This window comes from Delftia deserti (assembly GCF_042653485.1).
GTDB lineage: Bacteria > Pseudomonadota > Gammaproteobacteria > Burkholderiales > Burkholderiaceae_C > Comamonas > Comamonas acidovorans.
In genome coordinates, this window is sequence record NZ_JBHSIH010000001.1 from 1002720 (window position 1) to 1029711 (window position 26992).

21 protein-coding genes and 2 pseudogenes are annotated in these 26992 nt (G+C 66.1%); 11 read left to right on the top strand and 12 right to left on the bottom strand.

From position 1 onward, the window contains the following. The first annotated feature begins 22 nt into the window (after nt 1–22). From ACFPFG_RS04745 to ACFPFG_RS04755, 3 genes are all read left to right on the top strand, one after another. Nucleotides 23–1171, top strand: a complete 1149-nt coding sequence (locus ACFPFG_RS04745) for a branched-chain amino acid ABC transporter substrate-binding protein (protein WP_380105325.1) — start codon at nt 23–25, stop codon at nt 1169–1171. After that, nucleotides 1171–2685, top strand: a complete 1515-nt coding sequence (locus tag ACFPFG_RS04750) for a 4-hydroxyphenylacetate 3-hydroxylase family protein (protein ID WP_312378644.1) — start codon at nt 1171–1173, stop codon at nt 2683–2685. The genes ACFPFG_RS04745 and ACFPFG_RS04750 overlap by 1 nt, the downstream gene beginning before the upstream one ends. A 141-nt stretch (nt 2686–2826) precedes the next feature. Further along, entirely contained in the window at nt 2827–3777 is a 951-nt protein-coding gene (locus ACFPFG_RS04755; RefSeq protein WP_183018900.1) for a LysR family transcriptional regulator, read from the top strand. Between the two features lie 29 nt (nt 3778–3806). Here ACFPFG_RS04755 and ACFPFG_RS04760 read toward each other — a convergent pair whose 3' ends face one another. Then, nucleotides 3807–3935: a hypothetical protein gene (locus tag ACFPFG_RS04760; protein WP_374618090.1), complete on the bottom strand. Its 129-nt coding sequence runs from the start codon at nt 3933–3935 to the stop codon at nt 3807–3809. A gap of 230 nt (nt 3936–4165) precedes the next feature. On the opposite strand from ACFPFG_RS04760, the gene ACFPFG_RS04765 reads away from it, so the two are divergent. From ACFPFG_RS04765 to ACFPFG_RS04785, 5 genes are all read left to right on the top strand, one after another. Beyond that, on the top strand, nt 4166–4684 hold the full coding sequence (locus ACFPFG_RS04765; protein WP_183018899.1) for a MarR family winged helix-turn-helix transcriptional regulator: 519 nt from the start codon (nt 4166–4168) through the stop codon (nt 4682–4684). Between the two features lie 400 nt (nt 4685–5084). Continuing rightward, nucleotides 5085–5762, top strand: a complete 678-nt coding sequence (locus ACFPFG_RS04770; RefSeq protein WP_380105328.1) for a hypothetical protein — start codon at nt 5085–5087, stop codon at nt 5760–5762. A gap of 54 nt (nt 5763–5816) precedes the next feature. Continuing rightward, a complete protein-coding gene (locus ACFPFG_RS04775; RefSeq protein WP_380105329.1) occupies nt 5817–7061 on the top strand; it encodes an efflux RND transporter periplasmic adaptor subunit in 1245 nt (414 codons plus the stop codon). Between the two features lie 12 nt (nt 7062–7073). Then, nucleotides 7074–10256, top strand: coding sequence for an efflux RND transporter permease subunit (locus tag ACFPFG_RS04780; RefSeq protein WP_380105330.1), 3183 nt, complete (start codon nt 7074–7076; stop codon nt 10254–10256). Then, nucleotides 10253–11653, top strand: coding sequence for an efflux transporter outer membrane subunit (locus ACFPFG_RS04785; protein ID WP_374618086.1), 1401 nt, complete (start codon nt 10253–10255; stop codon nt 11651–11653). The genes ACFPFG_RS04780 and ACFPFG_RS04785 overlap by 4 nt, the downstream gene beginning before the upstream one ends. A gap of 37 nt (nt 11654–11690) precedes the next feature. Here ACFPFG_RS04785 and ACFPFG_RS04790 read toward each other — a convergent pair. From ACFPFG_RS04790 to ACFPFG_RS04815, 6 genes and pseudogenes are all read right to left on the bottom strand, one after another. After that, nucleotides 11691–11891, bottom strand: a pseudogene (locus ACFPFG_RS04790) (dihydrofolate reductase family protein); the annotation flags it as partial. Nucleotides 11892–11914: 23 nt separating this feature from the next. Next, nucleotides 11915–14338, bottom strand: coding sequence for a DUF6493 family protein (locus ACFPFG_RS04795; protein ID WP_380105331.1), 2424 nt, complete (start codon nt 14336–14338; stop codon nt 11915–11917). Continuing rightward, on the bottom strand, nt 14335–16938 hold the full coding sequence (locus ACFPFG_RS04800; RefSeq protein ID WP_380105333.1) for a DUF6493 family protein: 2604 nt from the start codon (nt 16936–16938) through the stop codon (nt 14335–14337). The genes ACFPFG_RS04795 and ACFPFG_RS04800 overlap by 4 nt, the downstream gene beginning before the upstream one ends. A gap of 8 nt (nt 16939–16946) precedes the next feature. Further along, nucleotides 16947–18362 carry an SWIM zinc finger family protein gene (locus ACFPFG_RS04805; protein WP_380105335.1) on the bottom strand — a complete coding sequence of 472 codons (1416 nt, stop codon included), beginning with the start codon at nt 18360–18362 and terminating at the stop codon, nt 16947–16949. Nucleotides 18363–18441: 79 nt separating this feature from the next. Next, nucleotides 18442–19464, bottom strand: a complete 1023-nt coding sequence (locus ACFPFG_RS04810; RefSeq protein ID WP_380105337.1) for an ankyrin repeat domain-containing protein — start codon at nt 19462–19464, stop codon at nt 18442–18444. A 39-nt stretch (nt 19465–19503) separates the two neighbouring features. Next, the gene (locus ACFPFG_RS04815) at nt 19504–20484 is read right to left on the bottom strand and encodes a CbrC family protein (protein WP_380105339.1); all 981 of its coding nucleotides are present in this window, start codon (nt 20482–20484) and stop codon (nt 19504–19506) included. Nucleotides 20485–20911: 427 nt separating this feature from the next. Between ACFPFG_RS04815 and ACFPFG_RS04820 the strand changes: the two genes are divergently transcribed. Next, a complete protein-coding gene (locus ACFPFG_RS04820; protein WP_380105340.1) occupies nt 20912–22993 on the top strand; it encodes a TerD family protein in 2082 nt (693 codons plus the stop codon). Nucleotides 22994–23134: 141 nt separating this feature from the next. Here ACFPFG_RS04820 and ACFPFG_RS04825 read toward each other — a convergent pair whose 3' ends face one another. From ACFPFG_RS04825 to ACFPFG_RS04840, 4 genes are all read right to left on the bottom strand, one after another. Beyond that, nucleotides 23135–24421, bottom strand: a complete 1287-nt coding sequence (locus ACFPFG_RS04825) for a M16 family metallopeptidase (RefSeq protein WP_374618325.1) — start codon at nt 24419–24421, stop codon at nt 23135–23137. Nucleotides 24422–24495: 74 nt separating this feature from the next. Beyond that, nucleotides 24496–24642: a LysR substrate-binding domain-containing protein gene (locus ACFPFG_RS04830; protein WP_380105342.1), complete on the bottom strand. Its 147-nt coding sequence runs from the start codon at nt 24640–24642 to the stop codon at nt 24496–24498. A 12-nt stretch (nt 24643–24654) separates the two neighbouring features. Beyond that, nucleotides 24655–24912, bottom strand: a complete 258-nt coding sequence (locus tag ACFPFG_RS04835; protein ID WP_380105344.1) for a type 2 periplasmic-binding domain-containing protein — start codon at nt 24910–24912, stop codon at nt 24655–24657. 185 nt (nt 24913–25097) lie between these two features. Beyond that, the gene (locus ACFPFG_RS04840) at nt 25098–25484 is read right to left on the bottom strand and encodes a winged helix-turn-helix transcriptional regulator (RefSeq protein WP_380105346.1); all 387 of its coding nucleotides are present in this window, start codon (nt 25482–25484) and stop codon (nt 25098–25100) included. An 89-nt stretch (nt 25485–25573) separates the two neighbouring features. Between ACFPFG_RS04840 and ACFPFG_RS04845 the strand changes: the two genes are divergently transcribed. Both ACFPFG_RS04845 and ACFPFG_RS04850 read left to right on the top strand, forming a co-directional pair. Next, on the top strand, nt 25574–25963 hold the full coding sequence (locus ACFPFG_RS04845; protein WP_380105348.1) for a YybH family protein: 390 nt from the start codon (nt 25574–25576) through the stop codon (nt 25961–25963). Nucleotides 25964–26107: 144 nt separating this feature from the next. Next, nucleotides 26108–26539 (top strand): WapI family immunity protein, encoded by a 432-nt coding sequence (locus ACFPFG_RS04850; RefSeq protein ID WP_380105350.1) that lies wholly within the window; start codon nt 26108–26110, stop codon nt 26537–26539. On the opposite strand, the pseudogene ACFPFG_RS33585 reads toward ACFPFG_RS04850, so the two are convergent. Continuing rightward, a pseudogene (locus tag ACFPFG_RS33585) lies at nt 26516–26987 on the bottom strand (integrase core domain-containing protein); the annotation flags it as partial. The gene ACFPFG_RS04850 and the pseudogene ACFPFG_RS33585 overlap by 24 nt on opposite strands. Between the last annotated feature and the right edge of the window lie 5 nt (nt 26988–26992).

Sequence of the window (26992 nt, forward strand, 5' to 3'; positions counted from 1 at the left end):
ACCTGAACAGGACCGACCGACCATGCAAGCCTTCACGACATCCACCGCCCTCCTGCCATCGCGCCGGCGCCTTGCCGCATCCGCCCTGGCGCTGGCCGCCGCCACGCTGGCCTGCGGCGCGGCCTGGTCCCAGTCCACCGTGAAGCTGGGCTTCATCGGCCCCGTCAGCGGCGGCAACGCACAGCAGGGCCTGGGGGCGAAGAACGGCTTCCTGCTGGCCATCGACCAGTGGAATGCCACGGCCGGCGTGCCGTTCAAGGTGGAGGGCGTGGTGCTGGACGATGCCTCCGACCCGCAGACCGGCGTGTCCGCCGCGCTCAAGCTGGTCAACGACCGCGACGTGGTGGGCGCCATCGGCCACTGGAACAGCCCCGTGGCCCTGGCCACGCTGCCGGTGTTCAACCGCGTGCAGATGCCCTTCATCGTCTGGGGCGCCATCGGCCCCAAGATCACCGACCAGAACTTCGCCAACACCACGCGCGTGACGCCCACCCTGGTCAACGAGAACAAGCCCCTGGCCACCTGGGCCGCCACGGGCCTGGGCGCAAGCAAGATAGCCATCATTGCCGACACCAGCGACTACGGGCGCGCCAACCTGGCCTCGTTCGGCAGCTTCTACAAGGCGGAAAAAGGCAGCGTGGTGGCCGAGGAAAGCTACCCCGTGGGCACCACGGATTTCCGCTCCATCCTCACCAAGATCAAGAGCCTGAACCCCGACGCGGTCTACTTCGGCGGCGTGATCACCGAGGCCGGCATCGTGCGCAAGCAGATGGCCGAGCTGGGCATGAAGCAGCCCATGCTGGGCATCAGCGGCATCTTCGATCCGCAGCTCATCCAGATCGCCGGCCCGGCCGCGGACGGCACCATCGTCGGCACGCCCAAATCACAGACCACCCCCCGGCTGGACGCCATGAGCCGCGCCTATGCCGCCAAGGGCTATGCCGACTCCGAGAGCCCGTACACCAAGTACGCCTACGACGCCACCGGCATCCTTTTGCAATCGCTCAAGACGGCAGGCACCAAGGACCGGCAGGCCGTGGCCAAGGCCATCCGCGCCATACGCTACGACGGCGTGACCGGTACCGTGACCTTTGATGCCAACGGCCAGACGCAGGTGCCCGTGGAGCTGCAGCTGCACGAGGTCAAAGACGGCAAGTGGGCCAGCCGCTGATGATCAGGACAGGCAGCCAGTACCGCGACTCCATCCGCGATGGCCGGCGGGTCTGGATGAACGGCGAGCGCGTCAAGGATGTGACCACCCACCCCATGTTCAAGCCGCTGGTGGACATCCGCGCGCGCATGTACGACCTGCAGCACGAGGCCGCGCTGCGCGACGCGCTCACCTACGACGAAGGCGACGGCGAGCGCCACCCCATCGCCCACAAGCTGCCGCTGACGCGCCAGGACTGGTGGGACAAGCGCCGCGCCACCGACCTGCTGCTGGAGGACATGGGCGGCGTGGTCATGCGCGTGGGCGACGAGAGCGTGGGCGAGATGTGGTCGCTGTTCGACGGCCAGGACGTGCTCAACGAGCTGGACCCGCGCTTTTCCGCCAACATCCGCACCCACATCCACCGCGTGGTGCGTGGCGACCTGTTCCACGTATCGGCCAACACCGACCCCAAGGGCGACCGCTCGCGCCTGCCGCAGGACCAGGACCCCGACGTGCTGCTGCATGTGGTCAAGGAGACCGATGCAGGCGTCATCGTGCGCGGCGCCAAGTACGGGACCGCCGCCGCCTATGCCAACCAGGCCTTCACCAAGCCGGGGCTGGCGCACTGGGGCGACGCGGCGCAGTCCGAATACGCCATAGGCTTCATCTGCGACCTGGGCGCGCCCGGCCTGCGCTTCATCTGCCGCCCGGGCCTGGCCGCCCGCGCATCGGCCCAGGACCACCCGCTGAGCCATCGCTTCGACGAAGTGGATGCCATCGTGGTCTTCGATGACGTGCTGGTTCCCTGGGAGAACGTGCTGTTCTACCGCCACACCCGGGCCGCCCATTTCCTGCGCGAGACGCTGCACCGCTACTCGGCCTTCACCTTCCTGCAGCGCAGCCTCAAGCTCGCCGACATGCTGATAGGCACGGCCCTGCACAACGCGCGCCAGACCGGCGTGGACAGGCTGCAGGCCGTGCAGGACAGGCTGGCCGGCCTGGCCTGCTACCGCGAAGGCATCAACGCCCACCTCACGGCCGCCATCGCACTGGCCGAGCGCAGCCCGGCCGGGCTGATGATGCCCAACCAGTCGCTGCTGTTCACGGGACGGTCGCTGGCCACCGGCCAGCTGCACCACATGATGAACACCGTGCGCGAGCTGTGCGGCGGCCAGGTCTGCCTGACGCCGGACCACGCCAGCTTCGAGAACGAGGCAACCGGCCCCTGGCTGCGCAAGTTCTACACCCTCGGCCCGCAATGGCAGGCCGACGACCGCCGCAGGCTGCTGGCCTATGCGCGCGACCTGCTCGACTCGGACCACGCCGGCCAGCGGCTCAGCTTCCAGCTGTTTGCGCAATGCCCGCCCTACGCCCAGACGGCGGCCGTGTACCGGCATTTCAACTGGGATGCGCCGCTGGACTTCGTGGGCAAGTCCGCCGGCCTGACGGACCGCGTGAAGGCCACGCAGGCGCCGGCCCAGGGCGACGGTGCGGTGGCGCAATGGTTTCGCAATCACAACGCCAGCGGCTGAAGGCTGCCGGGGCCCGACCGCCGCACAATGCAGGCGCCTTGCGGGAAGGGCCTCTTGCAGCGCGGTCCGCCGCTTGGTCAACTACGCGGCGGATCACCCTGGCAGCCCTCCCCGTCTCCCCCTCTCCACCTCTTGCACACCGTGCTGACACGACTGACCTTCAGACAATTGGAATACTGCGTGGCGGCGGGCGAATTCGGCAGCATTGCCGAGGCCGCCAACCGCATCCACGTCTCGCCCTCGTCCATCTCATCGGCCATCACCCAGGTGGAGGCCGAGCTGCAGGTGCCGCTGTTCGTGCGCCACCATGCGCAAGGCCTGTCCGTCACGCCCGCAGGCGCCGAGGTCCTGCGGGAAATCCGCGGCCTGCTCGACCAGGCCATGGCCTTGTACGACGTGGCCAGCAGCGCGCAAAGCCAGGTGCGCGGCCCCGTGCGCGTGGGCTGCTTCACCACGCTGGCGGCCATGGTCGCCCCCGAGCTGTGCCAGGGATTCGCGCGCGCCCACCCCAAGGCTGCGGTCACCCAGATCGAGGACCACCAGGAAGGACTGATCCACAAGCTGCGCACCGCGCAGATCGATGTCGCCATCACCTACGACCTGCTGGTGGCCGAATCGGACATCTGCTTCGAGCCGCTGGCCCAGCTGCCGCCCATGGTCATCGTCAGCGAACTCAACCCGCTGGCCAACCACCGCTCCACCACGCTGGAGGCGCTGGCCCAGCTGCCCATGGTGCTGCTGGACCTGCCCCTGAGCCGTGAATACTTCATGTCCCTGTTCCGCGAAGCCGGCGTCTCGCCCCTGATCGCGGCCCGCAGCGCCAGCCCCGACGTGGTGCGCTCCCTGGTCGCCAACGACGTGGGCTACTCCCTGGTCAACGTGCGCCCGCGCAACTCCCATGCGCTGGACGGCAAGAAGATCGTCAACCTGCACCTGAACGGCAACCACCGCCCCATGAAACTGGGCCTGGCCTGGGCGCGCGAACAAAAGCCCCGCCACGTGGTGGAAGCCTTCATGCACCGCTGCCGCAGCTTCATCTCCAATGAATACATCCCGGGGATGACGGCGCCTGGGCGCGGGGAGGCGAACTGAGCGGCGCGCAGACCGAATCAGGGAGCCTGTCAGTCCGTGCTCTTGCGCACCTCGTAATGCAGCACCCGGCGCGGAAACAGCGGCTTGTCCCGGCCCAGCGTGGCCGAGCCCACGCCCAGGATCATCTCGTTCCTGTCGCTGCGGTTCAACACCGGCAAGAAGCACCATTCCTGGCGCCTCGCTCCGGCCCGGTCGTCGACCGCCCAGCCATGGCAGGCCACAAGTCGCTCCCGCAGCCAGCCGGGCTGTCGTACGCCGAACTGCCGTCCTTGCCGCAAGTCATTTGCTGCGGCACTAGCTCTTGTGGCTTGACGGGGCGCAGAAAACACCTAAACTAAGCAGCAAACTACAAAGCAAGCTACGTAAATAGCTGAAAGTCAAAGAACCCATGTTTGAACTCAAAGATCTCCCTTCCCCCGAAACGCTAGCCGAATTCGGACAACGCTATGGCAATCCCGATGTGGGCGGCCTGCACGCGTGGTTGACCTGGGCTTCTGCAACCAACGAGATGCTGGAAGCCTTCGAGGCCAATCTCGCACGGGAAGGCCTGTCTCAGACACCGTTTTTCGTGCTGTTGCTGCTCAAGCGCAACCCGGACGGACTGACCATTGGTGCGTTGGCGGACGGAGTGGCGGTCGCGTCCCAGACCATGACCCGCGCCATCAACAAGATGGCGGCTGCAACGCTGTGCACCAAGCACGCCGATCCCGAGGATGGCCGGTCGTCCATCGTGCGCTTGGCTCCCAAGGGCGACGAAGCGCTCTCGAAGGTACTGCCCAGGCACTACGCATGGGTGGCCTCGTTCATGGGCCACTTCGATGAAAAGGAGCGCAAGACGCTGGTCAATCTCATGATGAAGGTTTCGCCCGCCCTGCGGAAAATCCGTCTGGAGGATGAGCTGGGTTAATTTTTTTTGGAAATATGAAGCAAGCTACAAAGCATGCTTTATTTCAATCTGCACATTGGATCGATCCCTTTCCCATGGCAACGCAGACACCAAGCTTCGTCATGCATTTTTTTAAGGATATATGTAGCAATGCACATAAATCATCGAGGCACTGCCCTCGTACGTTCAGGCCGAAGCATAGCGATTCATGGCGCCGAGAGGCTTCCTGCTGCTTTGGTTTGCCTCATCCGCTGCGGACTCTGGTTCGGCTGCTGGATGAAGCAAGGAGCCATCCAATCCGTCCGCCTGTTGCTGATTCTCATCAGCTTTGCCGCCTTGTCGCTTGTCCACTCGGCCCCCGCTCGCAGCTGTGCCGCCAATCTGCCCGCCCTGCCTGCCTGATCTTGAAAGGAGCTTCTCCATGCGACACCCCGTCCACGCCATCGCTGCCGCTGTCATCACCACAGCCTGCCTGGCGGCAGCCACTGCCTATAGCCCCCGAGCAATGACCCAGGAGATCCATGCCATGCCGCAAACCTCGCCACCTTCCATCAAGGTCCCTTCCACCCATGTCCAATCCCGGCTGCGCGACGTCCTGGTGGATGGCGAAGCGGCCATACTGACCCGCCATGTCCGCAGCGACGGCCGCAACCAAGCACTGGGCGGAGAGCACTTCAGCACCGTCGTCTCGGCCGCGGGTGTTCTCAAGGGCTTCACACACATGAGCATGGACCTGGCAGGCAGGCATTTGCCCAGCCGGGAGCGCAGCGAGGCGATCGCCCGCAGCTTTCTCCAGCAGCATGCTCCCGACCTCCTCCCGCGCATGCGGATCAGTTGGATCGAGCCCCACGACGAGCCGCTGACCGTGCAGCGCGGCGAAAGCGCGGAAACCATCCAGCTGACCGGCATGAAAGTGAAGGCCCGCAACCTGGCCGACAACCGGTGGTTCTGGGTCATTGTCGGGGCCGATGAGCAGGTGATGGTCTTCGAGCGCGACATCGTCTGGGTTTCCTTCCCCGGGCATCGCAAGACGGAAAAGTGGCTGCACGACAACTGGCTGGAGACGCAAGGCCAGCCTGCATCCAAGCCCCGGGCCTGAGCGCGCCCTCTGCCTTGACCATTGCATATGACTCCTGCGTTCAAAGGAACTCCCATGCCCGGACCTTGCCGTTTGTTTCTTCTCGCTACCGCGATATCCGGCGCAGCGCTTCTTGGCGCCTGCAGCCAGCCGGAGAAAGGTGCCGCTGCCGAACGGCCACCGCCACAGGTCAGTGTGGCGCAGGTGCTGGTACGTCCGGTCAACGACTGGGCCGAGTACCATGGCCGCCTGCAAGCACCCGAATCCGTGGAGTTACGCCCGCGCGTGTCCGGCATGATCGACAGGGTCCATTTCCGCGATGGCGCCCGTGTCGCCAAGGGACAGTTGCTGTTCCAGATCGATGCACGCCCCTACCAGGCCGAGGTCGAGCGCCTGCAGGCCCAGCTCCAGCAAGCCCGCGCACAGGAGCAGCGCGCGTACAGCGAATCCATGCGCGCAGAGCGCCTGCGCGCCAGCAACGCCATATCCATCGAACTGGCGAATGCCCGGCAGACCACCCTGCTGGAGGCGCGCTCCTCCATTTCCGCAGCGCAGGCCCGGCTGGAAGTGGCCCGGCTGAATCTTGCCCATACCCGTATCACTGCGCCCATAGGCGGGCAGATCAGCCGTGCCGAGGTGACAGCGGGCAATCTGGTCACGGCCGGTGCGACCCGGCTGAGCACCCTGGTCGGCACCGACAGGCTCCACGCCTACTTCGACATTGACGAGGGCACGTACATGAACAGGATCGGCCCCCTGGCATTGACAGGCGCAGGCGGCGGCCAGGGCCCCCAGCCTGCGAGGCTGTTGCTGGTGAACCGGCCCGGCATCGCGGTAACCGGTGAACTTGACTTCCTCGACAATCAGATCAATCCCCGTACGGGCACTATGCGTGCCCGGGTCACAGTGGACAACGCCAACGGTGATCTCACACCCGGCCTTTGGACACGTATCCAGTTGCCGGCCGGCCCCGTCTATCCCGCTTCCTTGGTAAGGGACGAGGCGATCGGCACGGACCTGGGGCGGCGCTATGTGCTCGTCCTGGAAGACGATGGCCGGGTCCGCTACCGCCTGGTCAAGCTGGGCCCCAGGCTCGCCGGCCTGCGCGTCGTCCGCGAAGGGCTGCGGGAAGGCGAACGGATCGTCGTCAATGGCCTGCAGCGGACACGGCCCGATGACCGTGTCATGGCGCAGCCTGTCGCGATGGCCGACGAGCAGACGCTGGCGAACCTAGCGCAATGGTCGACGCATGCCACCTCGGCGCCAGCGGCGACAGGCAAGACCGCCGCCAGTGCGACCGCGGCGGCACCGCGCGGCTGAAGGTATCCCCCCATGCAATTTGCACAGTTCTTCATCCGGCGGCCGGTATTCGCCATCGTGCTGTCCCTGCTGATGCTGATGGCTGGCGGCATTGGCCTGCTTCAGCTTCCAGTCAGCGAGTACCCCGAAGTGGTTCCGCCCACCATCATGGTGCGCGGGCAGCTTCCCGGCTCCAACCCCGACGAGCTCGCTCGGACGCTGGCCTCTCCGCTGGAGCAGGCGATCGCCGGCGTCGACCAGATGCTCTACATGTCCTCCCAGTCCACGGCCGACGGGAGCATGGCGCTGACACTGACCTTCGCGCTCGGGACCGATCTAGACGCCGCGCTGCTCCAGGTTCAGGGCCGCGTCAACCGGACACTCAGCCGCCTGCCTCCCGATGCGCAACGCCAGGGCATCACCGTCGACAAGGTCTCGCCCGCGCTGGCGCAGGTCGTGCACCTGCACTCCCCGGGCGGTCAATACGACCCTGCCTACCTGGGCAACTATCTTTCCATCCATGTCGTCGATGAGCTCCACAAGATCGCCGGAGTGAGCGACATCCGCATGCTGGGCGCGGGCGAATACGCGCTGCGGGTGTGGCTGCAGCCCGACCGGCTGGCCGCATTCGATCTGACGGCCATGGATGTGGTGCGCGCCATCCGCGAACAGAACCGCGAGGTCGCCGTCGGCGCGCTGGGAACAGCGCCAACCGCCAGCGGCAGCTCCTTTCAGCTGCTGATTGACGCGCGCGGCCGGCTGGTCGATGAGGAGGAGTTCGAACGCATCATCGTTCGCAGCAGCGAAGGCGGCGCACTGGTGCGGCTGCAGGATGTCGCCCGCATCGAGCTGGGTGCCAACCAGTACGCCCTGCGCGCCCATCTGGACGGCCAGCCTTCCGCGGCCCTGCAGATCTTCCAGGACTCCCATGCCAACGCCATCGAACTGTCCGACCGCATCCGCGCCCGCATGGCCGAACTCGCCCGGGAATTTCCGCCGGGCGTCGAGTACGCGATAGGCTACGACCCCACCGTCTTCGTACGCAGCTCCATTTCGGCCGTGGTGACGACCTTGCTGGAGGCCGTTGCCCTGGTGGTGGTCGTGGTCGTGCTGTTCCTCCAGACCTGGCGCGCATCCATCATTCCGCTGGCTGCCGTGCCCGTCTCCCTCATCGGCACCTTCGCCGCCATGCATTGGCTGGGTTTTTCCATCAACTCGCTGTCCCTGTTCGGCCTGGTGCTCGCCATCGGCATCGTGGTGGACGATGCAATCGTCGTGGTGGAAAACGTCGAGCGCCACATTGGCTTGGGAAAGACGCCTGCGCAAGCCACGCGGCAGGCGATGCGAGAAGTCACCGGGCCGATCATCGCCACCGCACTGGTGCTGTGTGCGGTGTTCATCCCCACCGCATTCATCTCCGGCCTGACGGGACAGTTCTACCGGCAGTTCGCACTGACCATAGCCATCTCCACGGTGATCTCGGCCTTCAACTCGCTGACCCTGTCGCCAGCCCTGGCCGCACTGCTGCTCAAGGCGCATGATGCGCCCGCGGACCGCTTGTCCCGCGCCATGAACAGGCTGCTCGGCAAGCGCATATTTCAGCCCTTCAACCGGCGGTTCGAGCAGGCAAATGCAGCCTATGCCAGGCTGACGGGCAAAACGTTGCGGGCCTGCCCGTTGATGCTGGCCCTCTATGCCGGGCTCATCATGCTGGCCTGTGTTGCCCTGGCCCGCACTCCGACGGGGTTCATCCCCCAACAGGACAAGCAGTTCCTGGTCGCCTTCGCCCAGCTGCCCGAAGGGGCCAGCCTGGACCGCACCGAGGCGGTCATCCTCAGGATGTCCGAACTGGCACTCCTGCACCCGGGCGTCGCCAGTACCGTGAGCTTCAGCGGACTGTCCATCAACGGCTTCGTCAACAGCGCCAGCGCAGGGCTGATGTTCATCCCTCTCAAGCCCTTTGAAGAACGGCGCACGCATGCGTTGTCCGATACGGCAATCGCACGGGCCCTGGCACAGGAATACGCAGGCATGCAAGAGGCATATGTCATGGTGGTGCCGCCGCCCCCTGTGGCCAGCCTGGGCACCGTAGGTGGTTTTCGGTTGCAGATCGAGGATCGGGGCAACCAGGGCGCACAGGCCCTGCACCGGCAGATCCAGTCCATCGTGGACAAGGCCGCCGGGCGCCCTGAACTTGAGGGCATCTACTCCAGCTACCAGATCGACGCGCCGCAGATCGCCTTGCACCTGGACCGGGACAAGGCCAAATCCCAGGGGGTAGCCATCGACGACATACACGACGCACTGCAGATCTCCCTGGGATCCATGTACGCGAACGACTTCAATCGTTTCGGGCGAACCTACCCCGTCATCGTCCAGGCCGAGGCGGCCCAGCGTGAAGCACCCGAGCAGATAGGCAGGCTCCGGGTCAGAAACAGCCACGGCGACCTGGTACCCCTGGCCTCGCTGGTGCAGGTCCAGGATTCCGCAGGACCCGACCGTGTCATGCACTACAACGGTTTTCTCTCAGCGGAAATCATGGGCAGCCCGGCGCCAGGCTACAGCAGCGGCCAAGCCGAGGCCGCCATGGAGCAGTTGCTGCAAGAGGCGCTGGAACAGGGCATGGCCTACGAATGGACCGAACTGAACTTCCAGCAGCGGCTGGCCGGCGATACGGCGCTGCTGATGTTCCCGCTGTGCGTGCTGCTGGTATTCCTGGTACTGGCCGCGCTGTATGAAAGCTGGAGCCTGCCGCTGGCCGTGGTGCTGATCGTTCCGATGACGCTGCTGTCGGCGCTGGCCGGAGTATGGCTGGTGGGAGCAGACAACAACATTTTCACCCAGATCAGCCTGCTGGTGCTCATGGGCCTTGCCTGCAAGAACGCCATCTTGCTGGTGGAATTCGCCAAAGACCAGCAAGCCCGCGGAGCCTCCTCTGCGGCAGCCATCGTGGCCGCATGCCGCCAGCGACTGCGCCCCGTTCTCATGACCTCCCTCGCCTTCATCATGGGTGTCCTCCCGCTCGCCCTGGCCTCCGGGGCCGGCGCAGAAATGCGCCGCGCAACAGGCGTCGCAGTGCTGTCCGGCATGGTCGGAGTGACGGTATTCGGCCTGCTGTTCACACCCTTGTTCTTCGTTTTGATGCGCCGCCTGGCAGAGCGCAACGCGGGCCGGCGCCCCACCTTCGATGCCCGGCCCCAGGAGATCCAGCCATGAGCACCATATGCCGTACTGCATTCCTCCTTCTGGGCTGCACACTTCTGGGCGGCTGTGCCGTCGCCCCCCCCTATGTGCGGCCCGCCGAACCGCATTTGGTGATGGACACAGTCCCCGTCCTGCCGCAGTTGGATGCCCGCGGCTTTGAGACCCAGTGGTGGAAACAGTTTGAAGATCCCATGCTGGACGAACTGGTGGCGGCGGCGCTGTCCAAGAATCGCGATCTGCGCATGGCTTTCGCCAGCTGGCGTGCATCACGCGCGCTGCGGGACGATGGCGCCAGCAACCTTTACCCCGCCATGACCGGGCGCGCCAGCGCCCAGACAGGCAAGGCGATCCTGCCTGGACTGACCACAGCACGAGTGGACACACAGCGCCACGACCTGGGTCTGGACAGCCGCTGGGAGCTGGACCTGTTCGGCCGTCTGCGTCATCAACTGGCCGCCGCCGACGCTCGCAGCGAAACCGCCCTGGCAGACTGGCAACAGTTGCAGGTCAGCCTGGCAGCGGAAATGGCTGATGCCTACGGCGCGCTGCGCGCAGCGCAGTGGCTGCAGCGGATCGCCAGGGAACACCTCTCGCTTCAGCAGCAGACTCTGCAGTTGGCCAGTGAGCGGCACGATGCCGGATTCGGCCCGCAGCTGGACCTGCTGCGTGCTCAGGCCCGACTGGCCGCCACCCGCGCCAGCCTCCCTGAGATCCAGGCCGGGGCAACGCGGGCCCGGCACAGAATCGCCGTGCTTTTGGGCCTGCGCCCTGATCAACTGGCCGTGGACCTATCTCCTCGCCGGTTGCCCGCAATCGACACCGTGATACGAATCGGCGACCCTAGCGAATTGCTCCGGCGCAGGCCGGACATCCGCTCTGCCGAGCGGCAACTCGCTGCCAGCACAGCTGAACTGGGCGCCGCGACTGCGGACTTGTTTCCCCGGGTCAGCCTTACCGGATTTCTGGGATTCACGGCGGCACGCGGCTCGCAGATTGGCAGCCTGGCCTCACGCGCCTGGAGCGCTTCGCCAGCGATCTCCTGGAACGCATTCGACATGGGCAGCGTGCGCGCACGCCTGCGCGCCGCCGAAGCCCAGGCAGACCAGGCGCTTGCACACTATGAACAAACCGTGCTGCTGGCTGTGGAGGAAGCGGCCAACGCATTCAGCGACTACGGCCACAGGCACCAGCAGCTTGGGGCCCTGATACAGCGGCACCAAGCCAGCCAAGACGCTGCGCGGCAGGCGGCCATACAGTACCGCGAAGGCATCGCCGATCATCTCGTCCTGCTCGATGCCCAGCGCGAGCAGCTTGCCGCCGAAGAAGCACAGGCCAATGCAGAAGCCCAGGCCTATCGGGGCATCGTGGCCATCTACAAGGCACTGGGTGGCGGCTGGCAGCCGATCTGATGTTCCGAGGAATCATCCCCATGAAAGCACCGACGCTGGCACGCACATCGCCGTTGACAAACCGGATATCGGCGCCCGGGATACCAGGCAGTGCAGGGCTGGAAAACACCCAGGCGGGCTGCGTATACGGCCACGCCGCCCCGGCCTCCTTCGCCACCGTGTCCGCGTGGCGCAGCATCCATTCGTAGGTGGCCAGGAAGCCGTCGAGGGGGGTGGCGGCGAAGTGCTGGGTGGCCATGCCGGCATGGTGCGGTCCGGCCGCTACGCGCCGGCTGCGTCCAGGGCCAGCAGCGCCTTGGCCGCCTTGGCGGCGGCGGAGGCACCGCTGAAGCCGGCAAGCCACGCTCGCAGGCTGGCATCGGTGACGGGGCGCGCATGGCGCAACGACTCATCAAGCAACACCGCAAGCAGCGATCCGATGCCACGCGCCTGGTGCTCCAGGCGCGGCAGCAGCCCCGTGAGCACGGCGATCACGGCTGCGGGAGCCAGGCCTGCGGCATCGGCAAAAGCCGGCGCCCAGCGGGCCAGCACGATGGTGGGAGCGCATGCGGCAAAGCCTTGGGCCGCCGCTGCAGCATCCACACGGGCCGGAACCGCCGCGGCGAACAGCTCCACCGCCTGCGCGCGCACCTCGCCCTGCTTCGCCGCCATGCCCAGGGCAGGCAGTTGCACGGTTTCGGCGCTCCATGCGCCCGGATGCGCGGCCAGGGCGCGCAACAGGCCTGCAGCGCGGTGCTCGACATCATCACCTGCCGCGCCGTGGAGAATGGCCACGCCGGCTGCGACCAGCGCAAGCGTCGAGGCCGGATTGGCCAGGCCCAGTTCGGCTGCAGTCAGGTCACAGGCAGCAGGCCCGTCGCTGTACCGCAGCAAACCCGAGGCAATCAGCCCGGGCTGGGTGGCAGACGGTGCTGCCAAGGGCGCGGCATGCACCACCGGATCCCACCACACCCACTGCGGGGAGCCATTGGCTTTCAGGCTGTCCGATGCCCGGCTGCGCCATTCGATGCGCAGTTCATCGGTCACCTCGGGCAGTTCGCATCCCATTGCTGCAGCTGCGCGCACCCGGTGCGCCGGCGGCACGCGCAGCAGTGCCTGGCTCTGATCGACCGGGAATGGCCCGCCAACGCGCCTTGCAGCTTCAAAACGCGCCAGCAGCGTATCGGCATCAACCCAGCCCTGGGTGTCGGTAGGCGTGGCCAGCAGCGGGCAGCGCGGCGCCCTGCCCTGTACCACCTCGGCCACCTCGCGCAGCCGCGTCACCAGGCTGGGCAGCATGGTGGTCTCTTCGACTGTGGGAAGCGCCCTGGGCTTGCCCAGTTTCTCCTCGACCCGCTTGCCGTCCATCAGGCTGACCGCCGTCTGCTGCCAGTACCGTCGAGGAAGAAAGGCGGCCTGGCCATCCACCGCGGACACCAGCAAGGCGGCCGGGTAATGCTGCTCATCGCGGGCGGCCAGGGTGCGAGCCCGCCTGGCCAGGGAGGCCAGCGTGGCCGCCACGTTTGCGGACAGGGCCAGCCATGCCAGTGCCAGCTCGAACTCCAGCGCATCGGCGGGCGCCTCCAGCAGGGCCGCATAGCGCTCCAGGGCATCTTCATCGGTCCAGGGGTGCAAGGGCCGGGGCGGCGGCACACCCGCCTGCAGCCCCCCGCAGTCCCATTCAATCGCCGCCTCCCCAGGTGCCGCCGTGACCTCGTGCTCCCCACATGCGGAGTCCGCAGGTCCCGGTGCCGGCAGCAACTCTGCAGCCACGGCGGGCGCCAGCAAATCGCGCTGCTGGTACGCCAGTTCCGCATACCCCCACTTCACCAGAGCCTTCACCGCCGCGCCCTGCACATCGGCATGGGAATGTCCCAGGCCCGGTGCCAACGCCAGCCCCAGGGATTCGTGCGGAACCAGGCCTTTTGCCGCAAGCGCGTCCAGGATTCGCAGCACCTGCAGCGCCGCCGCCTTCGGCCCGGAGAATGCGCCGCCGCAAGCCTCCACGAATGCAGCCGCATCCAGCAGGCCGGCCTTGTGCAGCACGTCGAGCTGCTTGACGCCCAGAGAGACGGTGGCCGTGAGTGGCGAGCCCATGCAAAGGCGCAGCAGATGCTGGTCTGCCGCGGCCTCCTCGGGCTTGGGCACAAGGGCCGCGTAGACGCGCGAAAACCAGCCAGCCCGGTAGGCCGAGAAGTCGCGGTTCAGCGCCTGCAGGCAGGAGCGCAGCACGCGGCTTCGGTCCAGCGTGCCCTCGTTGGCCAGCAGGACGACGCTATTGTGCCAATTGAATTGCTCGCGCGAGAACTTGTCGATGTTGGCCAGCGAGATCTCGCCGCCGCCCTCGACCTCGAAGATGCGCCAGAACACCTGCTCGCGCAGCGCATGGTCATGGCGCAGCATGGACAGGCGCACCTCCTGCTCATGCCTGCCGCCCAGGCCCGCCACCATGGCCAGCACATAGTCGTCCGTGTGCTCTACCTTGAGTCCGTTGAACAGCTCGTTCAGGCGGATGGGCAGAAAGCTCGGCCGCTGCGACCAGCTCTGCGCCATCTCGCGCAGCCGACGGGGCGATGCGTCCACCGAGCGCATATCGCTGTCCTGCACCCCGAGCATTGCGTCATACAGGGCCCTCAGGTCTGCCCCGTCGGCCACCAGCCGCGTCGTGTCGCGGTAGAAGTCCCATGCATTCTTGTAGGTGTTCATGCGGGGCATTCAACTTCGTTCGCGGCCTGCGCCGCCGTGGCGGCTTCCCGGGCCTGTGTCGTGGGATGCGGCTGCACGGATTCGAGGACCTTCAGCGCCACCGCCAGGGCCGAGGCGCCCTTGCGGCGCGCCAGCAGCGCGGCGGGAATTGGCAGGGGCGTGCCATAGTCGCCGGACAGGCGTGCGGCAAGCTCCACCAGCTTGCCCGCCTGGGCCAGCGGCTTGCCCTGGGCATCGACAAGGCGCGCCAGCAACTCCCCCAGCGTCTGCAATACGCGGTATCCGGCCACCGCGCTGATCGAGGCGGCATCGGCCAGGGTCTGGGCCAGCCTGCCGGCCAGGGCAAAGCCATCTGCCAGATGGGCCGCTGTCTGCTCGGCGAAGGGCGCGGGGTCCAGCAGGCCCGAGCCGGCCAGTTGCGCCAAGGCCTCGGCCGCCTGCGCACGCTGCTCTGCCATCTTGGCCGATGCAGCCAGCGTCAGCGCCGAATACACGGGTCCGCCCGGCACCTGCCGCGATGCCCCGAGCGCAGCCAGCAGCGGCCCCAGGCCACGCACATTGACCACGGCGACGGCAGCGCACAGCATCGGGTGGAAATGCGCAGCCAGCGTATCGGGGTTGTCCTGCAGCAGCCATGCAGCCCATTGCACGATCTGGTCATAGCCGTCCTGCTCCCGTGCTTCCTGCGCACGGAAAGAGAACTCGGAGGCCACGCCGGCCACATCCAGCGCCTGGTCCTCCAGCATGTCCGGCCCATCCGGCGCGGCATGTCCATCGACTGGGCCGGCCTGTCCGTCCACGACCCAGAACGGCTTGGCGCCTTCCCCCAGCACCTCCAGGTCGCGGGAAAATGTACCCTCCCCGGGCTGGGCCAGGACCCTCTTCCAGAGAAAGCTCCGCGCAGGCAGCACGGAAGGAGGACGCAAAGGCGGGCCCTGCCTTGCGGCGAGCCGCAGACGCTGGAACATGCCGGCCAGCAAGGCCAGGGGCGAGTGCGTGCGGACGTACCGGTAGCCGGAGCGGGAGGTCCAGGTTTCATCGACGGCCCAATCGCCGGTCCCCGGGTCGTACCGGTTGGTGGTGAGGGTCTGTTCCTCCAGTGCCACATCGCAAGGAATCTGCTCGCCCGGACCCAGGACCACAAAACGGGCATAGCCCCGAAACCCGACCTCCCGGCCCAGCAGCAGCGCCGCCAGCAGCCGCCGCGGCGAGGCATTGCGCTCATCCCAGACCGACTCGAGCACCTGCGCGGCGCGCTGCTGCAGCGTATCGGGCAAGGCGACATCCGGCTGGCCGGCCAGGCAGCCCAACAGGCGCTGCAGGTCCGTGCCCTGCCCGGCGTCTTCCAGTTGCGCGGCAATCAGCGCGAGCAGCTCTTCATCGTCCCGTATGGGTGGCAGTTCACGGGCTGCACCGGGCAGGGGCGTGCGGCGCGGAGCCGGCACGGCCACTGCCGGCGCCAAGGCTTGCACGGCATGCGCTCCTGCGGCCGGTTCGCCGGGGTCCGAAACCAGCTTGCGGGCCAGCGAGGCAAGATCGAGCGCCATGCCCTCAATGGCTTCGGAGACGATCTGCGAGATGCGTGCCTTCTGCGCCGCATCGGCCTGGATCGCCGCCAGCAGCCCGAGCTGCGCCTTGACCAGCTTCTTTTCCTGGCGCACCAGCACGCCGGGCGAAGCCTCGATCAAGCCATCCGCATCCAGCAGCCCGGACGCCACCTTCAGCATCTCCTGGGCCAGGCCCGCTGCAGTGCTGGGTGCCGTTCCCAGCACCGCGAAATAGGCATGCTGCCTGGCGGCGATTTCCTGCGCTACCGGATCGAGCAGCCGGTGCATGCGCAGGTACCAGGCAATGTTCTTGGCGGAGAAGTCACGCAGCAGTGCATCCAGCGACTCGTCCAGCAGGCGCTGGCGGAATGCGGCATCGGCCTTGCACAGTTCCAGGACCGCGGCATCCCATGCAGGCGCGGCGTGCTCCACAAGAAAGTGGTGCACGCCCATGCCCTCCACGCAAAACAGCGCCCGGAACTCCTGCTCCAGCAGATCGGCATGCGCCTGCAGATGGGCCGCCATGCGCAGGCCATGCTCATCGGCGGGCAGCCCGTCGGCCCCCACGCTGGTGACCTGTTGCACAAAGCACCCGAGATAGGCCAGGGAGTGCGGGACCGCGCCGCCTTGCCGCACCAGCGCCTGGCATACGGGCCATACCAGGTCCGCCCCCCACCAGTACTGCTGGGCCAGCAGGTCGATGAACTCGGTGCGCCACTGCGCATCCCGCGCAGCCGCCGCATCGATGACGACAGGCACCATTGCCGCATGGCGATGGCTGAACTCGCGCTGGCGCTGCACATCCGCGGCAGCCAGCGTTTCCGCCACGAGCTTGGGCCGACCCAGCGCCACCAGCGCATAGCAGGCCCTTGGCGTCGGCCCCTCGGCCTTGAACAGGCGCGAGGGCGGCAGGGCCCTGGCCAGCACCACGCGGTCTGCTTCGCTCGCGTCGTCCAGCGCCTGGACATAGGCAGACAGGTCATCTGCATCATTGCTGCGGCAGGCCTCGCGCAGCAGGGCGCTGCGCTGCAAAAGGCTTGGGGTCATGGTCATGGTCTGGGTCAAGCGGCAACTCCGTGCGCGTTCAGAGGGTCGATGGAGATACGGGCAGCCAGCGTGTGCTTGCAGGGACCGCGCGTGCCCTGGTATTTTGCGTACCAGGGGCAGGTGCAGCGGTCCTGCCCAGCCTCCGGGCCCAGCACCACGCGGTAGAACTGCTCCGAAGCGTGCGCACTCGGCTGCGCCCCGGATTGCACCGCAAACCGCCCCTCGCCCTGGGGTGTCACCCGGCCTTCGGCCACCAGCTTGCGCGCATCGGCCAGGCGCGGATGCAGCGCATTCAGTTGCCCTGCCTGCACCGGCAGCGGGCGGTGGAAGTAGGCACCTGCCGCCAGGTCGAAACCGACCTGGCCCGAAGATGCGAGCACGCTCAGCGCAGAGGCCACCTGTGGCAGCGGCAGCATGGCCCGCGCCGCCAGACATGCCATGTCGATGCGCGGCTCAAAGGCCAGCAGGGTCGAGATGAAGTCGGCATCCTCGCTTGCATCGCCTCCCGCCAGCAGGTGCAGTACCGAGCCCTCGCCCGAGAACCCCCGGGCCTTCTCCGGGCTCAGCCCCAGCGTAAGCCTTGCGCCGGGCAACTCCAGCACCCAGGCACTGGCCAGCGGTGCCGAGCCCGCTTCGGCATCCGGCCCATAGGCACGCAGCGCCGTGGCAAAGCGCAGCAGCGGCTCCAGCACCCGCAGCCGCTCCGGCCCCGCCACGCAGACTGCCCCCGGCGCGGGCTGCGATGCCAGCCGCAGCGAACGCGCCGCGCGCGTGGCCCACATCACCGTCTTCGTGGCCGAGGCCCGTGGAAGCGCCTGCACGAACTGGCGCAGCGCCGGTCCCTCCAGCTCATGGCGCAGCGCCATGCCCGCCGAAAGCATCTGCGTCTCGGCAAACCCCTTGAGCCAGCGCCCGGGCAGCGGCACCTTCTCCTCCACCACCGTCCCGGCCAGCGTGGCCACCCGCAACTCCTCGCTGCCCACGCTCAGGTGCAGGGGCTCCGAGGCACGCAGCCCCGCCAGCGCCTGGCGCAGCGGCGGATTCACATCCACATTGGTGACACCGGCTGCCGAATGCACGGCATCCAGTGCCGCCGCGTCCACGTCCAGGCGCGCATACGCCCCGCAGCACACGCTGAATGACTCGAAGCGCAGGCCTTGCGGCGTGGACGTCACCACAGGATCGGCGGCCCTCAGCACCGCTGCCAGCGTGTTCGGCGGTACATAAAAACGCGTGCGCGCTACGCGTGCCACCATCAGCAGCGCCTGCGCCACCACCGCAGGATGCTCCACGAACCCCGAAAAAAAGAAGGGATGCGCCACCGCACCCGCTGGTGCAACGCCACCGCTGGTGGCCAGGCTCAGGTCCGCCCGGCCCTGCTGCTGCACGAATCCGGAAGGCGTGAGATAGGCGTAGGCAAGCTCGGTCATGTGAAAACTCCTGGGTATCGCATCAGCGCCATGATGCATTGCGTTCGTTGCAGCCAAGGCAGGCAGTCCATGCCTGCCGTCAGAGAATCACCTGGCTCCAGCCTGCGGTTCCCACGAGTCGCTTGCGGGCCGAATCGATACGCCACAGGCCGTGTTCTCGCAGGCATACGAACACCGTTTCGTATTCGTGCAGGAAATGGCTGGGAGACGGGAAGCGCAGCAAAAGCTCGGCCCTTGAAGCCCGTGGCTGCACAACCTCGATCAGTGCGATATCGGGCGTCCATTCGGGGGTTTCGCCAATGGCGGCCCGAGGGTACTGGCGCTTCCTGCTGGTGCAATGCAACTCACGGATCTCCCCGGCCCTGGCCAGCGCCTCCTCCCACGAAAAATGCTCGGCACCTGCGCGCACCGCCCTGGACCGGAGCCACGCATCCACCTCCCAGTCGTGGCTGGCCACGATGTAGCTGCGCACGATTTCTGCAGCCGCCGCGTCGCCGGGGAGAGGCTCCCCTGAGCGGGTGAGTGACGAGGGCACCCAGCGAAGCTCTGGCCATGGCTGCACGATGAGGGCCGGCGCCTGCGGCGCTGGCCTGGTGCCCGCTGCGCGCAGCATCGCCGCAGCCTCCACATGGCCATTCGACTCGGCATGGGTCAGCGCCGTGCCACCCCGGTTGTCAACGGCACCCGGATCGGCACCCGCCTCAAGGAGCAGGCGCACCAGTGGCGTTTTTCCATGCGCCGCAGCAATCATGAGACTGGTATGCCCCAGAAACGAATCCGGCCCCCGGTGGTCGGGAGCAGCGCCCTGCTGCAGCAGCGTTCGCGCGATCTGCTCATGGCCCTGCACGACAGCCCACTGCAGCGCGGTGTGCCCCACCGCCGCGCAGCAGGCATGGACATCGCCGCCCTGCTGCAGCAACAGCGATACGGCCTGCGCCTGGCCCGCGATCACCGCCTCCAGCAGCGGTGTGCGCCCTGTCCCCTTGTGGCGCCCCTCCAGCGCATCGCCGGCCTCCAGCCGGGCCGTGATCCTTGCCAGATCGCCACGCTGGGCGGCCAGGCGAAGGTGGTGGTTGGAGCCTGTTTTCTGTGTATCGGTCACCGGCTTGTCTCTCGGTCTGTATGGTGCATGCACCGGGTCTCAAGACGCATCTGCATAGGCCAGATGGACACCGCAATGCAGGCAACGGAACAGGTAGGCCGTGAGATCGCCGTCCTTGCGCATCAGCGCAAGCATCTCTTTATCGCAGCCATCTTCCAGCAGGGCGGCCTGGGCATCCGGCAAGTCCTTGAGCGCCTCCCAACCCACCGGTCCCAGGAAGGCAGCCGCATCGCCACAATGTGTCAGCCACTGCTCTCCCTGCCAACTGATGAAGCCAGGCGTGCGCAGATTGACTTCATCGGCCACCTCGCCAGGCACTTCGCCCGCCAAGTCACTCACGAACCCGGACCCGAATCGGCTTGCCGCACTGCCATCGGCAATGCACCAGGGGCACAGGTCGGACGGCTGCTCCCCCAATCCGTACGGCGTGGTCGCGTAGACCCATCCCGACACCCGCCCACAGCAAGGACATGCGAGCGCATGGTTTTCCTGTATCGAGCCTGTTGCCACCGGATCGGGGTGGTAACGAAATACCGGCAGCTCGCTGCGCGGCCGCAGCCGCAATCGCGCAGCCGGCTCGGGCGGCGCGCCAAGCAGCAAAGGATCTACCGGCGTTTGCAACGGCACGGCAACCCCGTTCTGCATCCACAACATGGCCCCCAGCCTGCCGGGAGACTGCAGGTCGGGCAACAGGATCAACCGCGTCGTCTCGGACCACGCGCGAGCGACCACGACAGCGCCCACGGGCACGTCCGCCTGCTGCCGCAACCGCTGCGTATGCCAGGCAATGTCTTCTGCCGTGCGTGAACGCCGCTTTCTGTCGCTGCGGTCCAGCACCGGCAGAAACCGCCATTCCCGGCGCGTCGCACCTGCCGTGTCATCCACTTCCCAGCCATTCCCGGCGAGCAGGCGCTCACGCAGCCAGTCGGGCAGTCGTGCTCCGATGACGGCTTCGCAGGCGGCGATGTCGGAGATGGAGGCGCCGGGCTGGCTAGTGGAGGGATCAATTCTCTGATTCATGGATCGGGTTGCAATTGGGCCTATTCATGGAGAAGTCATCTTCCTGAGCATCCCACGCCGAATAGCCCGCTACATATCGCATACAGGTGGGACATGGTTTGCGTAGAAACCATCAAAATCAATTCCGTCAAGCACGTCCGTCGCCACCGATGTCATCCCCGATGATTCCTCTTGAAAATCCGTGGACACGACAGATTGCCGACGGAAGTAGCTTGCAGGTAATGACGATCACTCCGAAGAAACAAAATGAAACAACAGTATCTTCATTACAATAGCTGCGTGGCTATGGGACACCTTCCTTCTCACCTCTGATTACCTAGGGGTCCCGCTCTCCACACTGCGCCTGCTTTCTGCAGGCGTTTTCATATCGGCCGTCGACGTGGCGCTGCAGTTGGCTCACAGCGGCGGCCCACGGAGAAAAGCAAGCATGAATCAGGAACTGTTCCTGCGTCGCCGCAACAAGGTTCACGTCCCTGCCGGCACCGGCGGAGCCACACCCGCCCAGGTTGCCTCGGCCGTTCAGGAAATTGCGGCCCTCCGCAGTGTCCTGTCCGAGCCATTGATAGAGCGCATCGGCCTGCTGTCGTCCGAGGAACTCGCACGCTGGCTGCGCGAGGTGCTCGCAGTGCTTCGACGCCAGGCTGGCGCCCATGTGCGACACCAGCCGCTGTTCCCCGGCTTCCCCGAGCAAGTGCTGTCGGCGTCGAAGGCGCAGTTGTACCTGACGGCCGTCATGCACTACCTCACCCTGCGGCGCCTGCCCGCAAGCGGGCACACCCGGCCTCCGATGCTTGAGGGCAATTTCATGTCCCGGGTCATCGAGTCGGGCAGCATCGATGAATTCGAGTCGCTGCTCGCGCCCCTGGTTTCGTCACGCACCTCGCTGTCCGAGGTGGATGCTGCCGATGTCGTCTGGTTCATCCGGCAGTACCGAGGCGATGTCTTCCGTCTGCTGCCGGAAACCGTGCCGTTCCGGGAGATTCGTGCGCTGGTTGGCGGCGCACTGATCCAGCATGTGGCCGGCGATGCGCGGGTGGACACATTCCTGGAGCGCAATGTCGAAACGGCCACGGACGTGCTTCGGCTGGCCGTCTCGCTGAGCGGGGGCGACCTATCGCTGACGACCGCCTCCAAACGCTTTGCGCCAATGAAGCGCGCGATGCGCCGCCTGTTGCTGCGCCTGCTCGATCGTGCCCCCAACGCCACGGAGGATGTGATGCGGCACGCCGAGCGCTGGAAGCGCCTGGGTGAAGTGCTGCACCCCGGCGACTATGCCGACAAGTACCCTCGCGCCCTGGCGGCCATCACGGCGGCGCGCCGCGATGATGCCGCGCCCTCGTTCGGCTCGCGTGTCGAGACACTGCTGGCCCGGCGCCACATCGCCGCGCTCACGCCGATTCTGCAGCAGCGCCCGGGCGAATTCGCACGCCGGCTGGACGTGAGCCTGCGCCGAGCAAGCGACGCCAACGCCGTGCTCGACGCCTTCGAGGCGGTGGCGGCACAGGCATCCACGCCCATCGTGCTGCAGGTGCTGGCCCAGACACGGGCGCCACGCCCCCTGCCCTTGCGGGCCTTCACACCCAAAGGCGCGTTGGCCAAGGTCTATGGCACTGAAGACCGGCGTGAGCCCGTGGCCCCCGAGATACTGGCCCGTGTGGCCCGGATCTGCCAGAACGCGCTCATCCAACGCTTTGCCTCGCTGCCGCCGCTTGGCCCCTGCTTCGTAGACCCCGCACTGCGAGACTACAAAGTGCCGCTGGCGCAGCGCGCCGCGTCGAAAACCCTGCGCACCCTGGTGCGGGGCAGCCGCCTGCCCCTGCCCGATACGCGCTTCATCCGCCTGTTCCTGTGGTGGAAGAACGGCCGAGCCCGCACGGACATCGACCTGTCCGCGGCCTTCTTCGATGCCCGCTTCGTGTTCATGCAGACGGTCGCCTACTACAACCTTACGGCTTTCGGAGGCTGCCACAGCGGCGACATTGTCGACGCGCCCCAGGGCGCCTCGGAGTTCATCGACCTCGACATTGACGCCCTCGTGGAAAAAGGCATCCGCTACGTGGTCACCTCCATCAACTCCTATACCGAGCAGCCGTATTGCGATCTGCCGGAATGCTTCGCCGGCTGGATGGCCCGCGCCGACCTGGCATCGGGTGAAGTCTTCGAGCCGCGTTCCGTGATCGACCGCATCGACATCGCATCCGACACCCGGATCTGCCTGCCCTTCGTCATGGACCTGCAGGAGCGCCGAATGATCTGGGCCGACCTGGGCCTCACTGCATCGCCAAGGTGGAACAACGTCCGCAACAACCTGAGCGGGGTTTCATTGATGCTGCGGGCCTTGGTGCACACACCACGACCCGATCTGGAGACCCTGTTCGACCTGCATGCACGTGCACGGGGTGAACGGGTGAGCGAGCCGCAGCGGGCGCAGACGGTGTTTTCCCCCCCTCGAGGGAGTGACGCCGTTCGATGTGGATGTGATTCGGTCACAGTTTCTGTAAAAGGGTGACACGATTCGGACGACCTTCTGCGGGGCCAGGCGCAGTGCTGCAGGCGATCTGCTTCCCGGAAAAATCTCGCCCCTTTCATGGCTTCTCCCGATTGAAGGGATGGCCGTGAAGCCATGCCCCACGCATTGCGCGCTGCCGGCTCAGGCCGCCAGGCCTGCGGCCAGTTGCCGCACGGTCCGGGCATTGGCGCCCTTGCCGGTGATGGCCACCGCAGGGGGGTGGGCCAGCATGCGCTCGAAGACGCTGCGCACTTCCTCGGCTCCGATGCCATCGATCATCGCCAGCGTCTCGGCCACAGACGTCACGCTGCCATGGGCAAAGAGGTCCTCGACAGCCCGCTCCATGGTGGCGTAGGTCCGCTCGCCCGCACGCACCCGCGAGACCGCCAGCTGGTTCTTGGCCCGTTCCAGATGCACGGGGTCGATGCCGGCCGCCTGGGCGCGCAGCAGGCCGCCTGTCGCTGCCACCAGCGCTTCGAGCTTGTCCGGGGTCGTGACGGCATGCACGATGAAGTTGGCCCAGACGTCGCCCCCCTCCATCGCCGCATAGGCCGTATAGGCCAGCCCGAGCCGTTCACGCACGGTATCGACCAGGGGCGACGACATCCCCTCGCCCAGCAGATGGGCCGCCAGCGAGGCCACGAGGCGCGCGCGCTGCCGGTGCTCGCCCTGCGCTTCATCAAGCACCAGGGGATAGGCCAGGTTCACGAACACCTGGGACACCTGCGTGAAGCGCCGGGCCAGGGCCTGCCCCACATACTTTGCCGGCCGGGGTGGCAGCCCCACGGCCGGACCGGCCGACGCAGGCATGCCGGAGAACAGCTGCGCCGCCTGCTCCAGCCAGGCCGGGACATCGAAGTTTCCGGCCGCGACGACGACGGTCTTTTCTCCCACGTAATGGGACTGCACATGGTGCACCAGATCCTGCCGGGTGAAGCCTTCGATATTGGCGACCGTGCCGATCACAGGCATGCCCATGGGGTCATCGCCCCAGATGGCGCGGTCCAGCAGATCGCCGGCGCTGTCCTCCGGATCCTCTTCGTACTCGATGGCCTCCTGCCGGATCACCTGCAGCTCCCTTTGCAGTTCATGCTCGGGAAACACGCTGTTCAGGACGATATCCGCCGTCATGCCCAGCAGGGCCTGCGCATGCCAGCCAAGGCCGGTCATGAAATAGCCGGTGATGTCCTTTCCGGTGAAGGCGTTGACCTCCGCGCCCAGACGCTCCGCATCCAGGTTGATCTCCTGCACGGAACGCGTGTGCGTGCCCTTGAACGCCATGTGCTCAAGCACATGGCTGATGCCGTTGCTGGTGGAGGTCTCGTCGCGGGAGCCCACGCGCAGAAACACCCCCACGCTGACGCTCTGCAGGTGCGGCATGGGCAGCGCCAGCAGCCGTACCCCGTTCGGGAGAGTGCGCAGGGCCATGGCAGGCCGCTCCAGTTCGGTTGCCGCCAGGGGCTTGTCTTGAATCATGGGCTATTGTCGTGCAGCCTGCACCGTCAAGCCCGAAGGAAATCCACCAGCGCCCGCAGCGCTGCGGGCAGGTGCCGTCGCCTGGAGTAGTAGAGACAGAACCGGCCTGGCGGCGCGGCACAGTCCCCCAGCACCGCCACCAGCCGGCCTGCGGCCAGGTCCTCGCCGACCATGGCCTCATAGACCTAGGCCATGCCTGCGCCGTCGCAGGCGGCCTGGATCATCGGCAGGTCGTCGTCGAACACCAGCGGGCCGTTGACCTCCACGGCCAGTGGCTCGCCATTCACGTGGAACTCCCAGGCGTAGCAGTGCAAGCTGGGGAAACGGCGGCCAATGCAGGAGTGGCCGGGCAACTCGCGCGGCGTCCGTAGCGTGCCGCGCAAGGCGAGATAGGACGGTGCGGCCACGCAGGCGAAACGCTGCGGCGGCCCGACCGGCACCATGCCAGGCTCTCACCGAAGCGGACTCCCGCATCGAAGCCATCGCCCACGATGTCGGCCAGGCCGTCATCGGTCACGACGTCCACTTGCAGCGCGGGTACTTCGCCACGAATCCCGCCAGCATCGGCGCCAGGTGAGCAATGGCCAGGGGCAGCTTCATGAGCGATGCCCACGCTGCGCTCAGGATGCTATGAGCCCCCGGACTCCCGGAGCGGCCAGCCGCTGCGGGCCAAGCGCCGGCCGCCGAACTGGCAAGACCAGCTCTCCAACTGGTCGAGGATGGACACCAGCGCCCTGCCCGATGGAGTCAGGCCATAAACCACCTCCCGGGGGAAGACCGGCATGGGGCGGCGTTCGAGCAAGCCCCGCCCCTCCAGGCCCTGCAAGCGCTCGGACAGCACCTTGGGCGACACGCCGGGCAGAACGGCCACGAGTTCGCTGTGCCGCCTGCTGCCCTCCTGCAAATGCCACAGCACCAGCGCGTTCCAGCCATGACCGAGAAAAGCCAGCCAGTCCTCCACGGGACATTCAGCCGGGCGACGCGGTGCGGGCGACTCCAGGGCGTTCTCGCTCATCGGGTGACCTCCGTGCAGTTCTTCCCATTCGGTGACTCCAGGAAGCGCGATCCACTATGGCCCGCTCCAACACCCAGGGAAACGACAGCATGGCACCCAGCATCACCTCACCAGAGCACATGAACAGCGCATTCGCCGATGCATTCAACAGCCGCAGCCTCGCCCATCTGCTCGCGCTCTACGAACCGGGCGCAGTGCTGCGCACCAGCGGCGACTGCACAAACCACACCGGCCTCGACGCCATCGCAAGCGCGTTGTCGCAACTCCTACAAGCGCCAGGCCGAATGGCCTCCCGCAACCACTTCTGCATCATCCACGGCGACCTTGCCCTGCTGCGCGCGGACTGGGAACTGACCACCGACGACGGCGCCGTGGTGGCCTCCGGCAGCTCCGCCGAGCTGGTGCGCAAGCAGGGGGATGGGCGCTGGCTTTATGTCATTGACCATGCAGTGGGGGCAGGTCAATGCAACCAAGGCTAGCATCCATGATGCTAACCCGTACCCCACAATGCTCCGACACTTCCTTCACACTTCGATTTGATTCGTGCAGACCTTCCTCAAAAATATTGAACTATTGGTTCGCAAGGTAGATTGGACTATCTCTCATTTTGCATATGAATAACAATGTTGACCATTGATTTTGATGATTTCAAATTCGACATCGAGCCCATTTCTCGATCCATTGAAGTAGATGGCGGCCCCTACATGGACTGGTTGACCATCAACGTAAAAATTACGGATGGTAATTTTTCTGGCAACGTTCAGTGGCTGGTTATGCCGACAGAAATCCAGAAATTCAAGCAATATCTTTCGCAGGCCTATCAGTCATTGATAGCAGGAAAGTTTGATATCGACCCTGTCCAACTATCCGGGATCGAGCCTCAATTCTTGCTTGCCATCGGGGGGGCGAACGCATGGGGTCACCTGTTAGCCCAATACACCATGAAGGATTCCCCGGATGGACCCGAACTCAAAGGTTCATTCGGGCTGGATCAGAGCTTTCTTCCCGAATGGATCCGTGATCTGGATGAGTTACTGGAATTCCGCAGCCATTAATATGTTCAGTCCCACAGTGAGATGGTGCGGATGAAGTCTAAAGCGGCTTGGATCTTTTTCCCATGCCTCGCAAATCGCCCGGAATGGTGTCTTCCACCTGAGCGCCTTCAAGTGCTTGCCGTAGCTGCTCCAGGCCCTCGTACTCATACGCCTTGATCGTGGATTCCTGGATGGTCCGGTTCATGCGCTCGACCATGCCGTTCGTCCAGGGGTGATACGGCTTGGCATGCCTTTTCTCGATGCCATTGAACTTGCAGATGCGCTCGAAGATGTGACCGATGCATGTGTCGGTGACGCCGCCTCTTAAGCGTTATTGTCCCGTAAAGGCCATGCCGTTGTCCGTCAAAACGGTATGTATGCGGTACGGGAAGGCAACAAGTACCTGTCGAAGGAACTGCGCTGCATTGGCTTTGGTTGCTCTATCAAAGAAGGCAACGCGCGTGAATTTTTGAT

Bases quoted from the DNA above. Each gene is read 5' to 3' on its own strand.
- ACFPFG_RS04745 (WP_380105325.1), top strand. From the start codon at position 23: ATGCAAGCCTTCACGACATCCACCGCCCTCCTGCCATCGCGCCGGCGC.
- ACFPFG_RS04750 (WP_312378644.1), top strand. From the start codon at position 1,171: ATGATCAGGACAGGCAGCCAGTACCGCGACTCCATCCGCGATGGCCGG.
- ACFPFG_RS04765 (WP_183018899.1), top strand. From the start codon at position 4,166: ATGTTTGAACTCAAAGATCTCCCTTCCCCCGAAACGCTAGCCGAATTC.
- ACFPFG_RS04770 (WP_380105328.1), top strand. From the start codon at position 5,085: ATGCGACACCCCGTCCACGCCATCGCTGCCGCTGTCATCACCACAGCC.
- ACFPFG_RS04775 (WP_380105329.1), top strand. From the start codon at position 5,817: ATGCCCGGACCTTGCCGTTTGTTTCTTCTCGCTACCGCGATATCCGGC.
- ACFPFG_RS04780 (WP_380105330.1), top strand. From the start codon at position 7,074: ATGCAATTTGCACAGTTCTTCATCCGGCGGCCGGTATTCGCCATCGTG.
- ACFPFG_RS04785 (WP_374618086.1), top strand. From the start codon at position 10,253: ATGAGCACCATATGCCGTACTGCATTCCTCCTTCTGGGCTGCACACTT.
- ACFPFG_RS04795 (WP_380105331.1), bottom strand. From the start codon at position 14,338: ATGAACACCTACAAGAATGCATGGGACTTCTACCGCGACACGACGCGG.
- ACFPFG_RS04800 (WP_380105333.1), bottom strand. From the start codon at position 16,938: ATGACCATGACCCCAAGCCTTTTGCAGCGCAGCGCCCTGCTGCGCGAG.
- ACFPFG_RS04805 (WP_380105335.1), bottom strand. From the start codon at position 18,362: ATGACCGAGCTTGCCTACGCCTATCTCACGCCTTCCGGATTCGTGCAG.
- ACFPFG_RS04815 (WP_380105339.1), bottom strand. From the start codon at position 20,484: ATGAATCAGAGAATTGATCCCTCCACTAGCCAGCCCGGCGCCTCCATC.
- ACFPFG_RS04820 (WP_380105340.1), top strand. From the start codon at position 20,912: ATGAATCAGGAACTGTTCCTGCGTCGCCGCAACAAGGTTCACGTCCCT.
- ACFPFG_RS04825 (WP_374618325.1), bottom strand. From the start codon at position 24,421: ATGGCCCTGCGCACTCTCCCGAACGGGGTACGGCTGCTGGCGCTGCCC.
- ACFPFG_RS04830 (WP_380105342.1), bottom strand. From the start codon at position 24,642: ATGGTCGGCGAGGACCTGGCCGCAGGCCGGCTGGTGGCGGTGCTGGGG.
- ACFPFG_RS04835 (WP_380105344.1), bottom strand. From the start codon at position 24,912: ATGGTGCCGGTCGGGCCGCCGCAGCGTTTCGCCTGCGTGGCCGCACCG.
- ACFPFG_RS04840 (WP_380105346.1), bottom strand. From the start codon at position 25,484: ATGAGCGAGAACGCCCTGGAGTCGCCCGCACCGCGTCGCCCGGCTGAA.
- ACFPFG_RS04845 (WP_380105348.1), top strand. From the start codon at position 25,574: ATGGCACCCAGCATCACCTCACCAGAGCACATGAACAGCGCATTCGCC.
- ACFPFG_RS04850 (WP_380105350.1), top strand. From the start codon at position 26,108: ATGTTGACCATTGATTTTGATGATTTCAAATTCGACATCGAGCCCATT.